We start from the raw sequence: 15,117 nt of genomic DNA on the forward strand, positions 1-15,117 counted from the left end.
CCAAATTGTAATTCACCTATAAAATAATTTCATTTTTTAACCTTTTAAATTAATCATTATGCAATTAAAACAATCACAAAGACAACAAGTAAAGCTCAGGTTAGGGCTTTCTGGTGCAAGTGGATTTGGAAAGACCAAATCAGCCTTATTATTAGCCTATGGAATGACACAGGATTGGAGTAAAATAGCTGTAATAGATACAGAGAATTCTTCAGCTTCTCTATATTCAGATTTAGGGAATTACAATGTTCTAGATCTACAAGCTCCTTATTCTCCTGAAAGATATATCCAAGCTATTGAACTATGTGAGAAATCAGGAATTGAAGTCATTATCATAGATTCAGCCAGCCATGAATGGAATGGTATAGGAGGTTGCCTAGAAATCCATGAAAAGTTAGGTGGAAGATTTCAAGATTGGGCTAATGTAACTCCACGACACCAGGGTTTCATTAATAAGATTTTACAATCTACCTGTCACATCATTACTACAACAAGAAGGAAAATAGATTATTCTCTTGATGTTGGAAGTAATGGTAAAACTCAAGTAGTGAAACATGGAACTAAAGAAATCACCAGAGATGGCTTTGAATATGAGTTAACTATCAATTTCGAACTTATTAATGAGAATCATCTTGCTAAAGCTTCAAAAGACAGAACAGGATTATTTATGAATAAGCCTGAATTTCTTATTACTTCTGATACAGGTAAAATGATATTAGAGTGGTGTAATTCAGGCTCAAAAACTAATCCATCTCAAATTATTCCAAGTTCTACAGGAAGAAACTCTATGCCTAAAATAGATTCAAGTGATGCTTTTGAATGTTCTCCTAGTCAGAATCTAATGGATGCTACAGAACAGGAAGTATATGAGGCTATTCAGAACTGCAAGTCTGTTACTGAACTATTAGCTTTATACAGACAGTTTCCACAATATCAGGAAAGCTTAAAACCTGATTTTGAAGCCAAGAAATCTTTACTTATCAATCTAACTAACCCTAATAACTTTAGTAAAAATGGACACTCAAAGTTTCAGTAAAACTCCCAACATTATAGAGGTAATTTTAAGACCACAACAAAACCCAATTAATCTAAAGCTAAGAAGTGTAAGTAATACTACTCATGTAGAAAAGAAATTAATTAGAGATATTTTCTTAGATGACAATGAGAGCTTTGAAGAAGCAGAAATATTTTATCCAAGCAAGATGAATGATGTTAATATCCCTATACAAGTTGATATTCCAAATAAAAAGCCTGAAACTTCAAATGTAGTTCAGGCTTTTTTAATGTCTGACTCTAAAATTCAGAATAGACCTGATACTCCAGTTGGGCTAGCTAAAAATGATGATAAACAGACTAGTCCTTTTATCATAGCTAATACATCAGAAGCTACATTAGATCATTTACAGAATGACTGTATTATTCCTGTATTCAGTAAGGATAATGAGAAAACTATTGCTCATCAGGAATTTATTGAAGTTGTTTTAAGTGCAGTTCAGACAGTTTTTCCACATCACCATATTACAGAACCTGAAATCAGGGTTTCTCATCAAATTAAGGGCAGAATACCTTCAGCTATTCATAAGGCTGTAAAAGAGCTTTTAGAGCATGAGAAAACCATTTATTATGAAAGAATGGCATTTGTTATTAAAGTACCTAGTATAACTGATAGAGTAAATGGTAATGAGATTTCTTTGACAGTTGGAGGTGTTAGAAGTTATAACTTGGAGAATCTTTATAATAAGAAGTCTCTGGAGAGATTCAAGTTTTTTATAGGCTTTCAGAATCAAATCTGCATGAACATGTGTATTAATACAGATGGCTTTTTGGAAGATATGAGGGTTGGAAGTTTACAAGACTTGTATACTAGGGTACTTGAAACAATACAAGGTTATAATGCTGAACTTCATCTAATGGAAATGAAAGAGCTTACACAATATTATCTATCTGAACATCAATTTGCTCAGCTTATAGGTAGAAGCAGATTATATCAACACTTACCTAAGTCTGAAAAACAGAATATCCCTTTATTAAACTTTAATGATAGTCATATTAATACTATAGCTAAGGATTATTATGAAGATAAGAATTTTTGCAGACAAGAGGATGGCAGGATTAACTTGTGGAATGTTTACAACCTTTTCACACAAGCTAATAAAAGTAGCTATATAGATACTTTTCTGGATAGAAATTTGAATGCTTTTGAGTTTTCAAAAGATATTCAAAAAATGCTTAATGATAGTTCTGATTATCATTGGTTTTTGAGTTAATAGTGTACCCAATAAATATTGGGTACATATTTAAACCTAATGAATGATTATATTTGTAGCTCGAAAAAATTGTATTGATGAATCACTTTGTAAATAATGTACTTAAATATAAAGCTTTGTTTCATGTTGTTGATGTACCTTATAGAGATATCCATTTAATACAAAATAAGGTACTTAAAGAACTTAAGCTTAAAGACCTGAATGAGTTAAGAGACAAATTTGAAGGTGAGCAGTTTTATAAAAATAGATTAAGTAAGTGCTTACCTATTGTTTCTCTTGAAAAACTACTTAAGATTAAACTTTTTGATTGGGAGAAATCAGAACTTAAAAATATCCAATCTGATATTACAATATCTGATATAAAAATTAGTTTAAACTTAAGTTTATATGGTAATACTCCAGAGGTAGAAAAAGACTCTGATTGTCCTATAATCTTTTTTATTCTTAATAACCTTAAGGAGGTTTGGATATGTGGTTTTGCATCAAATAAAACTATTAAAAAATATCAAGGAAGAGAAAGAATTATTGGGATTGGTTCAAAATCAAAAAAAGTTGTGGAGTTCAATGGATTTAGCCACTTAAAGAAATTCGATTCATTGGAAGAATTATTATTAATCATAAAAGAAGATAATGAATAAAAAATTCACAGTAGGGAGCTTATATGCTGGTATAGGAGGAATTTGTTTAGGATTTAAAAAAGCAAAATTTAATATTTCATGGGCAAATGAATATGACAAGAATGCATGTGTAACATATAGGCATAATTTTTCCCATCAACTATATGAGAATGATATCATATCTTTTGATATTAATAAGCTAAAGAAAATTGATGTTCTAGCTGCAGGATTTCCATGTCAGCCCTTTTCAGTAGCTGGTTATAGAAAAGGATTTACAGATGATAGGGGAAACCACTTTTTTCGCATAATGGAGATTGTTGATCTAATTAGACCTAAAGTAATTTTCTTAGAAAATGTGAAAAACTTAGTGGGGCATGACCATGGCAATACCTTTAAGGTTATACAAGAAAGCTTGGAAAGCAGAGGTTATACATTTGATGCAAAAGTTTTAAATACTAAAGATTATGGAGATATCCCTCATAATAGAGAGAGAATCTTTATGGTTTGTTTTGATAAAAACATTTTACAGCACCCAGATGATTTTAAGTTTCAGTTTCCTAAAAAAGACCCTTTAAAAAGGAAAATAAAAGATCTTATAATTCATGAAAAAGTTGATGATAAGTTTTACTATGGAAAAGATAAATATATGTATCACATGTTAGAAGAGACTATGACAAAAGAAGATACTATTTATCAGTTCAGAAGACAGTATGTAAGGGAAAATAAATCCAATGTATGTCCAACACTTACTGCAAACATGGGAACAGGTGGACACAATGTTCCTATGGTTAAAACAGAATTTGGTTTTAGGAAGTTAACTCCAAGAGAATGTTTTAGATTTCAAGGTTTTCCTGATGACTTTAAACTTCCTGAGATTGCTAATTCACACTTATACAAACAAGCAGGTAATTCTGTAAGTGTTCCTGTTATTGAAAGACTTGCAGGTAAAATTTTTGATGTACTTGAGTCAAATACCCTTTAATTTATTATACATCAAATTAATATCCTTTAAATCACCACATTGGATGTAATAATTGTCAGCATCCATTGTGGTATGATTTAATCTATCTCCTTTTTTGATTATATATTTTCTTTTAATGATCTCTTTTAAAGTTGTAATTGATAGAACTCCTGGAATATCAAATGAAAAGTCCTGATTATTTATTAATTCAAGCATCCTTTGTTTATCAAAATTTTTATCATTGAGAACTATATCTTTTACATTTGGCTTAATTCTAACAGCTATAAAATAATCATAGGTAAAACTTCCATTATCAGGTATATAATTGCCACTTTGATCCCAATCTCTGCACTCTAGCAAGAATAAATTAGAAAAGAAAGCCATAGATTTGATGTTAATATTTTTACCTTCTGCAACTATATCTCCGTGATCCCATACTCCTTTTTTAAATACTCCTAAATCAACTCCAGAGGTTGTAATACCATTTTTTATTAATTCATTATTTAAAATCAGTTCTGCAAGCTTACCTTGGAAAGTATTAGCAAAGACTTCTGCTGGAGTTCTAACTAAACTTCCACCATTTCTGTGATCTCTATGAAATCCTTCTCCATATGCCATTTCATATGCAAATTCGAAAGCTATACTAATAAATTCCTTTTTGACCATATTTTCAGTAAAAGGAATTTTTTTAGTTATCCTGTATATTCCATCTTTAAATTCAAGTCTGCTCATCTGTATTAGTTTTAGTTAAAATTAAGAAATTAGATCTTTTAAATTTGTAACTTCTAAACTTTTATTTTCCAGATACATCTGCTGCCAGTCTTTAAATGGACATAAAATAATTAATATTTTTTTACCTGGATATAGCTCATATTTAATATTTCCAATCAGTATTATATTATTAATTATAACAGCATGCTCATCTTCTTTAAGTTCTGAAAACTCATCCTCATTTGCTGGGAAAAGAAAAAAGTTTCCAATTGCTTTTTCTATTTTATTCTCAATATGCTGTTGGTATTGAAACTGTTTTAGAATGTCTTTGTATCCTGGTTCTCCAGATAGACTGCTTTTAAATTTTAGGCTGTAATACTTTGCATCAAATAGATAGGTATTATTTTCATTATCATTTATAATAATATCTGGTAATAATATACTTTTAGATTCATAATTATTACCTAAAATATCCCATTTAGGTCTTGGAAAATAAGAATCTTTTGAATGCTTGTACTTCCATATCTGCTTACATATATCTTCCCAAATAGTTGAATATGCTTTTGTGCCATACAAAGACATATCACTTTCCAAAGCTCCCGTCTTACTTCTAATTAAGAATATTAATGATTTTACTAAATATATTTCTCTGTCAGTATAAACAGTTTGTAATAAATTTAGAAGATGATTTATTAGCTGTTCTGGATTTCCTATTTCACTTAGATCCTCTTCGTAATCAAAATCAAAATCAATCAGATCTATTCCTAGAAATACTGAATATTTTTCAGAAATATAATTTAATCCCCATTTTTGAATAGCTGCTGTTAAGTTAAATGTATCTTCAATTATAGTGTGATTTATAGTATCAGTATAAATTGGCTGACCAGAAGAATAGATTGGATCAAGATCATTAACTGTATGAACCCAGTGAATATCTCCATTCCCATTTATTTCGTACAGTCTATCTCTGTAAGTGTAAATTCCATTACTTTGAAAGTCCTCTAATAAGAATTCTGCAATTGCTAACTCAGAACATTCAGGATTATCAGGTTCTATGTTGAAAAAATCAATTCCTTCAAATAGATCTCTATTGGTTTTTGTATATCTTTTTAAAGTTTTAATTGTTAATAAAGCAGACTCTTTTAACTCTCTAGTGTAAATTTTAGGTATAACAGCAAATGCCACACTTCGTACAGATACAACCCCAACAAAAGTAAACTTATAATATGTATTACTCTGCTTAATTATACCTCTTAAGCCTAATGTGAATAATTCCTCTTCTGAAAAAGAAATCAATAATTCAGACTTAGTATATGGCTTTTGTTCAATATAAATAACAGGATTATTCAAAAGCTAAAGTTTCATCAAATATATTATTTCCTTTATCATACTCTTCTGCTATTTCTGAGAAGGTCTTCAAAGAGCTTTTAAATATACCAGTTTTATATCTTAAAACATCTTCTTTTAGATAAAGAAGCAGTTTGTTTTTAACTGATTCCTGATTTGTAATTTCTCTTTTATTTAAAAAGAAAGGACCTACAAGTTTATCTTCATGAATTCCAAGTTCAAGAAGCTTTTGGTTTATGATTCTTCTAAAAGTATTCCATTTAAGTTCTGGCTTGCCTTCAAGGAAAGGCATCTTGATATAAATACCATCAATCTGGGCTTCACTCTTATTTATTCCTAGATGTTCAAAGCTCCAGCGTCTTTTAAAAGCTGTATCAAGAGGTAATACTCCCTGATCTGCATTATTCATGGTTGCCCATATATATAGATTGGAAGGGATTTTAATTTCAGTCTCAGTAATATTTCTTCCTCTTAGATAATCATGTATTGAAGTTTCTAAGGTAATAGGATATTCACTATCTCCATTATCATTTCTATCAAGCAGTTGAAATAGCTCTCCAAAAACAGCAGTAGTGTTAGCTCTATTCAACTCTTCTATCAACAATAAAAAATTGTGTTCTGGGTTTTTGAGTGCTCTCTCATATAATATTAAAAAAGGACCAGGTTCAAAAGTGTATTCAATAACAGGTTCAACCTTGTGTTCATTAATAGTAACTCTGTCAGAATTAAATATCTTCAGTTCAGTTTCTTTGTATAGAGGCTTTGGCTTATATGATCCAACAAAGTTTCTATATGAATAACTAGAATGAAATGTAACTCTTTTATATAAAAGTTCATTAGGGAAAAATTCATTAGCCCTTTTGTTCATTTCAAAGCTTTTACCTGTTCCAGGGGCTCCATATAAAATTAGATTTTTAGGGTGTAAATCTAAAATAGGGTTGGGATCTATATCTGAACTTAAAATAGTATTTGAATACTGATAATCTTCTTTTATAACGTTAGAATTTGGAATGTGAAATTCATCTCCAAAAAATGAAGTAAATTTTTCCTTAAGTTCTGGAAAGATATCAATAAGAATTCCAACTAAATTTTTAGCCTCTAAAGTGCTAATTTCAGCATTAGCTTGATTCTGTTCATTTTTTATCATAGGCCCTATAAAAGATATATTATAGGTGGCGAAATATCCTATGAATTCTTTTCGTGAAAGAACTCTTGGTAAAATAATTATTGGTTTTAATGTAACTTTAAAATTATTTGGCTTATTTGCATCATAGCCTTTACTATGTGGTCCAGCAGTCACGATACAAATGGCACTTAAACCAGATGGCCAAGCAGGCTTGTCTCCATGTTGATTAAAAAAAATAATATCACCAATATTTGTTTTGTTTTCATGCTGATAAATTCCATCAAATTCAAATTCAGCAATACTGTCTGGACTTGCTAGATCTATTGATGTTTTTGATGTCTTATAAGAATAGTAATTTCTTGTTTTTTCCACAACAGGTTTTTTTTCTTTCAAGAATTTCAAATAGTTTTCATTCCCTAATATAGCTTGTGGTGCCCCTTTTCTATATTTTGCATTTTCTGCCTTCCATCCAGCTTCATTATTGTTATAGACCATCTCTTTAATTCGTGCTATATCATCTTCTATGAAGTCAATATTTACATCAAAGAGATTGTTGTCAAAAAAATGTTCATCCCATCTCTTCAAGAGATCTTTCTTTAATATCCCTTTATATCCCTTTTTATAATTTTGTTGTTTTTCAGACCATTCTAAAAACTCATCAATTAATAAGTCTCTATCCATATTATATTTCTTCTAAAAATAGTTCATACTCATCTAATTTTGTGAAATCTATATAAAATTTATTATCAGGTGTTTTGGTTATTTTTACACTATCATAACCAATTTCAATTAGTTTGTTATAAGTCAGAAGTTCACCTTCTTTTAAGTTTAAAATATCTCTGAGCATCCAATTCGAAAGTGCATTGTTAGGGTTAGTCATTAAGGCTTTTCCATTTTCCTGGCATACTTTTGCGGAAAACTCTTCTCCGCTAGGAATCACTAATGTGAATGGCTCTTCTCTTGGTGGAAGAAAGTCTAAGTCTTTAATTTCTACAGGTATAGGAATATATACTTCTCCATAGTTTCTTGCTCTTCCACCTGCATTCCATTGATTTAATTGGCTCTTTTCAGGAACTATATGACTGTGCCCTTTAGCTTTTCTTTTTGCGGAATATAATGGCAGTATAATATAGTCTTCCCCTGGAGTTAATTCATTTTGAGTAATTTGATTAGTGGGTTCTATATATGTATTCATATTTTCAACTTGAACACGTGGGTTAGCTATTGCATTCCTCAATATAGTAATAGGATCATTAATTATATCAATATCAATACTTTTACAGTTATTAGGAACTGTAAACCTTTTCATCAATACACTTTTAGAATGATTAAAATTATATTCGTTAAGGGCATCTTTGAACTTTAATGCTACAGCTGAATCATCAATAATTTCTATGGATTCTTTATCTATCAAATCATAGTTATCCTCAAAGATTTTTATTACACCTTTATCTCTTCCAATAATGTGATAAACTCTCTTATGAATATCATAAGTTCTATCTGCAACTAAAATTCTTTCATTTCTTAAATCTGCCAGTCTATTTGCAAGATCAAGTCCTCGAAGAGTTCTAAGAATTGAACTATCTGCATTAAATTCAGCAACCTTCTCAACTTTTGAAGATCCATTTAATACAAAGGTTTTAATTCCAATACCACACTTATTTATTACTGCATCATAAGCTCCATCAGCCCTGGCGAGATTTTCAGCCCCAAAAACATCACAAAATATATTCTCAGCAATTCTATATTGAATATAGGGCTTATCAGACTCACTGAAGAGTTTAGATAATGCTCCAATAGCTTTTAATTTCTCCTGATATTCTTCAATTTTCTGCTGTGTTTGTACATTTAAAAACATTCAATTATTCTTTACAGTTGAGATTTCTTGTTGAATTATTTCTAAGCATGAAGAAAGATTTTTTTTGATTTCTTTACTCCAAAATCTTATTACTTTCCAATTATTTGACAGAAGGTACTCGTTGACTTCCTTATCTCGTTGTATATTTCTCTCAATTTTTGGAATCCAATAGTCTCTATTAGTTTTTATTCTTTTTTTTTGGTTTTCCCAATCTTTTCCATGAAAAAATTCACCATCAACGAATATAGCTATTTTATATTTGGAGAAACTGATATCAGGCTTTCCAAATATCTTTTTATTATTTTTTCTATACCTATAACCCATATTCCATAATGCCTTAGCGAGCAGAACCTCTTCTTTAGTTTCCTTACTTTTGATTGCCTGCATATTCTTTCTTCTTTGTTCAGGTGTTAAATTATCCATATATGCTATTGTTATGGGTTATAAATCAAAAGAATTCAAAAGGGTATTTTAGAGTTGAAAATAGGATGTAGATTAAATTAGTTAAAAATTTTTCTTTATTTTACTAAATTGAATTTCAATTTGATCTTTAAATAATTTAAAGGTCTTAATAGAATTGTTTTCTTTACTAATCATATGTATTTTATTGTGATTAGTAAAGAAAATCATATCATAGTAAGATGTAACAGCTCCTACAGAACCTTCAAATATCTTAAATTTTTTATCATATAAATAGTCATATAAATATAATCCGTTTTTCCCTTTAATCAATAGCATCTTCTGATATAATCTTACTTCTTGAATTATTTCATTTTCAAATCTAATTTTCTTTATTGGTTTTGTCTTATCATTTATTTCAAATAAGATAAGTCCCTCAAATGCATCTGCAATAACTATAATATTGTTTCTATTTAATATTTCTAAATCTTGTGCATCTTCGGTTCTGAATGAATTTGAATTTGTTTTATTTATTTCCTTTACACCATATCCTCTTATTGATAAATATATATTATCATTGTTACTCTTCATATTTGTAACAGTTTGATCATTCTCTATATCTATATCCTTAGCTGAAGACTTTAATCCACCAGTAGAATTAGCATTAAAAAAGTTAATTTTATTGTCAGTATTTAGTAAATCTATACGTTGGCTAGACTTGTTTAAAAATAACTGGTCAAACTCTTCATCAATAAACATAATTTTTTTATCGAAATCATTTGATAAATTAAGACGTAATAACTTATTATCACTAAGAGCGAATAAATTATTATTATAAAAATTTACTTCTGTAATATTATTATCACTAGTAATTTTATCAATATAATTTAGATTTGCAATGTTAATCCTATGAAATTTAGATTGGAAGTTGTCAAACTTTATTACTTCTATATCTTCTCCCAAGTAATGAATAAATAGGTGAAAATTATAGGCTTCTAATGATATGATTATTTTCTCCTGTTTCATTATATTCTTTTTCTTTTTACAATTGATGATATGTCATCAATGGAAATAACTCCTTTTTCAACCCAAAGATTTAAAAGATCTTTCGAAATATTATATCTAGATTTTGAAAATGGGATAACAGGAAAACCATGCCAGTCATCATTATCATTTACAGGTCTTTGGAAGAACCCAAATTGTTCATTATCCTGACCTACTGAGTTTTTATTTGGTAATAGTGACCACATATTATTTGAAGAAGTGCATGTCCATTCAATATCTATTGGATTATTTTCTATTTTAGTAAAATTACCATAGTCAGCATAGTCAAATAAGTCTCTTTCTACATTAATACTAATCCACTTTGCATATTTATTCCTAGCTGTGGATTGATGTTTTTCAATAGAAATATATTTTTTTCTTCCTATTGGTCTAGTGTAATTTATGTTTGGCATTTTTTAATTTCAAAATATGATTTTACATGTTTAGGTTAAGAAGTTGAGTTTCAATTATGATGATAACACTGTCTTATAATGCCGGAGATATTTCAATTAAATTGTTCATGAATTAGTTTTTTCCAAATTTAGTGATTTTTACAATTATACCTCCATGTATTTCATACACATCTTATTAAGTATTTTATTTACTCAAATATTTTTAAAAAAAAATTATGAAGTTATTCTTTTGCTCCATACCCTTATGACACCTGCCCCCATTCTTGAATGAAGGGAAACTCCCCCCATACATTTTATGTGAAAACAACTTTTAAGCAGAATTAGACTTTGTAATAAATTTTTAATCTTGCTGCGAGCTTGTTTCTCTAAAAAGTAATCTTAAAATTTTAAAACTTAAAAACAATGGTAAGAATTATTAATTACAAGCAAGTACAAAAAGAGGATGGAAAAAAATTTTATCTTCTAGAGGTGCAAGGAGGCATTGAAATGGTACTAAGTAAGGCTACTGGTCAATACTATGCTACAGCTAAAAAAGCTGCTGTATCAACTACATTTGATGAAGAAACCTGTAAAGGCTTAATAGGCTCTGATATGTCTGGTAAAGTTGCAAAGATTACTACAGAGCCTTATCAGTATACTATCAAAGAATCTGGAGAGGAAGTCACTCTCAATCACAAATACATCTATCTTCCAGAAGGTGTAGAAAGTTCTGAGGACAAACTAGCAAAACAACTTGAAGAAGCCTTTGCGTAGTTATTCTAGAGCATGAAGACTTAATACGTCCATTTTTCCTGAATCCATATATAGGGTTTAGGAATTTTGGACGTATTTTTCTTTTCTATAATGAAAAGTCCATTCTGTGTGGTAATGCTATATACTTATACACAAATGGACATTTTTATTTTTCAACTTATTCATTCACTAACAACCCTAATCTTTATATGAAAACAAATACAAAAGTTGCAGAATTACTTGTTTCTTATTCTAACAATATAAGTCCAGAACAAAAAATAAGCAACAGTGATGATAGTTATGATATTGTTATGAGTCTATGGAATCTTAATACTATTCAAATACAGGAAGAAGTGAAAGTAATATTTCTCAATGATGCTCTTATGGTGCTAGGCTTTTATTCTTTATCTAAAGGTGGTATTTCATCTAGTATTGTTGACATTAGATTAGTATTATCAGTATCTCTAAAGGCTCTAGCAACAGGTATTATTTTAGTTCATAATCATCCAACTGGAAATCTTAAACCTAGTAAAGCTGATTTAGATATTACAAAGAAATTAAAGTCTGCATGTGATGTTATGGGAATAAATCTCCTAGACCATTTAATTATCTCAAAGGAAAGTTATTTTAGTTTTGCTGATGAGGGGTTATTGTAGTTATATGGATTTCTCTTTATATGTAATCTAGGACTAATAATTTATTTTTAATATTATTCACATTCGCACATAAGAGCTGAATACTATCCTAAACTACCTTAATTAAAGCTAATGGCTAAATCTTATTACATATATAATATAGCCAAATTATAATATTCAAGTTTATGATAGATTAACAAAGAAGGCTCTTAAGTAATGGAATAGATACTCAGAGGTGCTAGATTAAAAGGGAGATAGATGGGAAAAATAAAAGCTCTAAAAGTCTCCAAACCATAATAGCCAAATCTTACCTTTCAGAAGCTTCAATATTTAATAGATCAACAAGCTTAATTTCTAAAGCTTCTGCTATCCTGTATAAAGTAATTACTGTAGGATTAGTCCTACCTGCTTCAATTCTTGATATATTGGTAGGGTCAATATTTCCTTCCATTCTGCCCACTAAATCTGCTTGAGAAATACCTTTTTGCATTCTCAATTCTTTAATCCTTTTACCAATTAATTTTAATATTTCTGATTTTTCCAACTTGTCATATTTGTCAAGTCAAAGTTGTTGATTATATTTACAGCTTGTAATGCCATATATGGCAATATTGATTTTGTTACCTTATGGATTTCCGTAAGGTATTGATCAGATTTAAAAGTAATTTGCTAATTAAAACAAACTTAAAACAATGAAAAAAACTTTACTACTGTTCATCTTAGTATGTTCAACTTACCTTTACTCTCAAACATCTCAATATGTATCATTTCCAGATATAAACTCTGATGTATCTCCTAATAAGGCTAGAATCTATGTTATAAGACCAACAGGAAAGTTAAGCCATTACTATATAACTCTATCATCTAATGGGGATATGATAGGCAGACTTGATTATAAGAACTACCTGTGTTGGGATGTAAATGCAGGTACATATAATTTAGAAGGAGCTTTTGAGGGTAATAAGATTAGAAAGGATCAGACTGAAAACAAAGATTTCTTTACTGTAAATGCTAAAGAAGGAAAGACCTATTACATAAGACTTAGCCCTGCTTATGGTCTGACAACAGGAAAAGCTTCTTTTGATATTATTGAGCCTGAAAAAGCAAAAGAATACATTAAAAAGTTCCCACAACCTAAAGTTAAATATGTAAACTAAAGTAATATGAGAAAGATTTTACTATTATTCATAATGACAATATCAGTTTGTCTTTATTCACAAGATGGGTTCCAGTATGTTACAACTAGCAAAGATGGTACTGATTATTACTACCAAATATCAAGTGATGTAGATAGTAATATGGGATTATACACTGACTTCTGGTTAAAAAAAGGAATCTCAGTAAAGAAAATAAAAACCAAGTCAGGAAAATATTCTACCACTGGAGGAGGATACTTTTTAACTTTGATGAGAATCTCATGTTTAGAAAAAACATATTTGTTCAAGAATACAATCAAGTATGATAGTGCTGGAAAAGTTATAGGGACACATGATTTTCCTATATCTGAAGAACCCAAACCTGTTGTACCAAACTCAGTTATTGAAACCATTTATAAAACTGTATGTAGAAAAGAATAAGCTTTACAGAACAATAATACTTATAACCACCTCAAAGCAGGTGGTTTTTTAATCTCAAAACTAATATGAAACCCAAAATACCATTTCGTATAGGCTACCAATATGATAAGTGGGAACTAAACCTAATGAGCATATCAGACAGCATCCCTGATAATTCTTATTGTAGCTATATATGGGTAGGAAGTGAAATTAAGAAGTTCTTAAACTTCATACCTCACAGAACAGAGCTTATATTCTATTGGGATATACTAGAAGTTGTAATCCTTGAGTTTGATAAGAAATCTGAACACTATTACAAAAGGCTCAATAAAGCCTTATCAGAAAGAGCCACTAGAGTGAACCCTGAAGTTCTTCCTGATGGTATGATTATTCACAAGTTTATAACTAGCAAAGTGACTTATTGGAATATCTACTTTCCTGTAAATAAAGAAATAAGGTTGATTTACTTTTCAAACTCCTTTGCTTACATCAAAACCTTACTGGAATAAAGCTTTGAAATCATTATTAATATAAAAATATAAAATGGGAAGAATACTTATAACAACTGATAACCATGGGGCTTTAAAAGCTGTAAAACAGGTTTTGGAAAGGTGTAATTTCAATCCAAATGAAGACTTATTAATAAACTTAGGAGATGTAGTTGATAGAGGCACAGAAAGTGCTGAATTAGTCCAATTCTACATAGAACTTTCAGAAGAATGTCTTTATAAACCTTTATTCATTAAAGGAAACCATGATGATTACTGTCAGAAATGGTTAAAATCAGGTGAAATTAATATGGAATGGTTAATGAATGGAGGTACAGAAACTATTGATTCTTATATTAGAACAGACTATTTGGATAGTGAAGTACATTTAAACTTTTTTAATGAAATGTTTGATTTCTATATTGACACTAAGAACAGGGGATATGTTCATGCAGGGTTCACATCTCATAGTGGTCTAGGTCATGACAATCCTAATACATATTATTGGGATAGAACTTTATGGGAGCTAGCTCTTCTAAACAATGAAAATAAAGAGCTTTCTAAAGAAAGGAGAATATATGAATCTCATAAAGAAATATTTATAGGTCATACTCCAACACTTAATTGGGATGAAACAGAACCTATGAATAAATATAATATTTGGAATCTAGATACTGGTGCAGGATTTGGAGGAAAGATCACAATTCTAGATGTTGCTAGTAAAGAATTTTGGCAGAGTGATACAGTTGAAGATTTGTATACTGATAACAGGTATTAGTAAAGTTTAAGCTTAAAAGGTATCCATTTAGGTATCCATTCATTAAGGAAAATATGTAAAATGTTAAATATCAATATGAAATATGATCTGGTTCGAGCCCAAGTGGGACCACTTTTTAAATCAAGCACTTACAGAAATGGAGGTGCTTTTTTGTTTATTAAAGCTGATTTTCCAATAATTTACCT

General features: G+C 29.6%; 18 protein-coding genes. 10 read left to right on the forward strand and 8 right to left on the reverse strand.

Annotated features, from left to right (window positions below):
- The first annotated feature begins 58 nt into the window (after window positions 1-58).
- The 4 genes from BMW64_RS12115 (at window position 59) to dcm (ending at window position 3,866) form a co-directional block, all read left to right on the forward strand.
- Window positions 59-1,036 (forward strand): AAA family ATPase, encoded by a 978-nt coding sequence (locus tag BMW64_RS12115; RefSeq protein ID WP_090000226.1) that lies wholly within the window; start codon window positions 59-61, stop codon window positions 1,034-1,036.
- Complete coding sequence (locus tag BMW64_RS12120; RefSeq protein WP_090000227.1) at window positions 1,014-2,267, forward strand: DUF3871 family protein; 1,254 nt, start codon at window positions 1,014-1,016, stop codon at window positions 2,265-2,267. The genes BMW64_RS12115 and BMW64_RS12120 overlap by 23 nt, the downstream gene beginning before the upstream one ends.
- A 77-nt stretch (window positions 2,268-2,344) precedes the next feature.
- Entirely contained in the window at window positions 2,345-2,905 is a 561-nt protein-coding gene (locus BMW64_RS12125) for a hypothetical protein (RefSeq protein ID WP_090000228.1), read from the forward strand.
- On the forward strand, window positions 2,898-3,866 hold the full coding sequence (gene dcm, locus BMW64_RS12130; protein ID WP_090000229.1) for a DNA (cytosine-5-)-methyltransferase: 969 nt from the start codon (window positions 2,898-2,900) through the stop codon (window positions 3,864-3,866). The genes BMW64_RS12125 and dcm overlap by 8 nt, the downstream gene beginning before the upstream one ends.
- Here dcm and BMW64_RS12135 read toward each other — a convergent pair.
- From BMW64_RS12135 to BMW64_RS12165, 7 genes are all read right to left on the reverse strand, one after another.
- Window positions 3,852-4,577 (reverse strand): hypothetical protein, encoded by a 726-nt coding sequence (locus BMW64_RS12135; RefSeq protein ID WP_090000230.1) that lies wholly within the window; start codon window positions 4,575-4,577, stop codon window positions 3,852-3,854. The genes dcm and BMW64_RS12135 overlap by 15 nt on opposite strands.
- A gap of 21 nt (window positions 4,578-4,598) precedes the next feature.
- A complete protein-coding gene (locus BMW64_RS12140) occupies window positions 4,599-5,906 on the reverse strand; it encodes an LlaJI family restriction endonuclease (RefSeq protein WP_090000231.1) in 1,308 nt (435 codons plus the stop codon).
- Window positions 5,899-7,710, reverse strand: coding sequence for an AAA family ATPase (locus BMW64_RS12145; protein ID WP_090000232.1), 1,812 nt, complete (start codon window positions 7,708-7,710; stop codon window positions 5,899-5,901). Before BMW64_RS12145 ends, BMW64_RS12140 begins: the two co-directional genes overlap by 8 nt.
- A 1-nt stretch (window position 7,711) precedes the next feature.
- Window positions 7,712-8,887, reverse strand: a complete 1,176-nt coding sequence (locus tag BMW64_RS12150) for a restriction endonuclease (protein WP_090000233.1) — start codon at window positions 8,885-8,887, stop codon at window positions 7,712-7,714.
- Window positions 8,888-9,310, reverse strand: coding sequence for a very short patch repair endonuclease (locus BMW64_RS12155; RefSeq protein WP_090000234.1), 423 nt, complete (start codon window positions 9,308-9,310; stop codon window positions 8,888-8,890).
- Between the two features lie 81 nt (window positions 9,311-9,391).
- Window positions 9,392-10,312, reverse strand: coding sequence for a hypothetical protein (locus tag BMW64_RS12160; RefSeq protein WP_090000235.1), 921 nt, complete (start codon window positions 10,310-10,312; stop codon window positions 9,392-9,394).
- Window positions 10,312-10,743, reverse strand: coding sequence for a hypothetical protein (locus BMW64_RS12165; protein ID WP_090000236.1), 432 nt, complete (start codon window positions 10,741-10,743; stop codon window positions 10,312-10,314). The genes BMW64_RS12160 and BMW64_RS12165 overlap by 1 nt, the downstream gene beginning before the upstream one ends.
- A 402-nt stretch (window positions 10,744-11,145) precedes the next feature.
- Here BMW64_RS12165 and BMW64_RS12170 point away from each other — a divergent pair, with 402 nt between their 5' ends.
- Together BMW64_RS12170 and BMW64_RS12175 are read left to right on the forward strand one after the other, a co-directional pair.
- Entirely contained in the window at window positions 11,146-11,496 is a 351-nt protein-coding gene (locus BMW64_RS12170; protein ID WP_090000237.1) for a hypothetical protein, read from the forward strand.
- Window positions 11,497-11,684: 188 nt separating this feature from the next.
- Entirely contained in the window at window positions 11,685-12,131 is a 447-nt protein-coding gene (locus BMW64_RS12175) for a JAB domain-containing protein (protein WP_090000238.1), read from the forward strand.
- Window positions 12,132-12,417: 286 nt separating this feature from the next.
- Here the strand turns inward: BMW64_RS12175 and BMW64_RS12180 are convergent, their stop codons facing one another.
- The gene (locus BMW64_RS12180; RefSeq protein WP_090000239.1) at window positions 12,418-12,654 is read right to left on the reverse strand and encodes a helix-turn-helix domain-containing protein; all 237 of its coding nucleotides are present in this window, start codon (window positions 12,652-12,654) and stop codon (window positions 12,418-12,420) included.
- Window positions 12,655-12,802: 148 nt separating this feature from the next.
- On the opposite strand from BMW64_RS12180, the gene BMW64_RS12185 reads away from it, so the two are divergent.
- The 4 genes from BMW64_RS12185 to BMW64_RS12200 all read left to right on the forward strand — a co-directional run bounded on the left by BMW64_RS12185 (window position 12,803) and on the right by BMW64_RS12200 (window position 14,932).
- A complete protein-coding gene (locus tag BMW64_RS12185; RefSeq protein ID WP_090000240.1) occupies window positions 12,803-13,267 on the forward strand; it encodes a hypothetical protein in 465 nt (154 codons plus the stop codon).
- A gap of 6 nt (window positions 13,268-13,273) precedes the next feature.
- Window positions 13,274-13,687, forward strand: coding sequence for a hypothetical protein (locus BMW64_RS12190; RefSeq protein ID WP_143052693.1), 414 nt, complete (start codon window positions 13,274-13,276; stop codon window positions 13,685-13,687).
- Between the two features lie 125 nt (window positions 13,688-13,812).
- Window positions 13,813-14,175, forward strand: a complete 363-nt coding sequence (locus tag BMW64_RS12195) for a hypothetical protein (RefSeq protein ID WP_143052694.1) — start codon at window positions 13,813-13,815, stop codon at window positions 14,173-14,175.
- 34 nt (window positions 14,176-14,209) lie between these two features.
- Window positions 14,210-14,932, forward strand: coding sequence for a metallophosphoesterase (locus BMW64_RS12200; protein ID WP_090000243.1), 723 nt, complete (start codon window positions 14,210-14,212; stop codon window positions 14,930-14,932).
- Window positions 14,933-15,117 lie beyond the last annotated feature (185 nt).

Source organism: Chryseobacterium taichungense (assembly GCF_900109935.1).
Classification (GTDB): Bacteria; Bacteroidota; Bacteroidia; order Flavobacteriales; family Weeksellaceae; genus Chryseobacterium; species Chryseobacterium taichungense.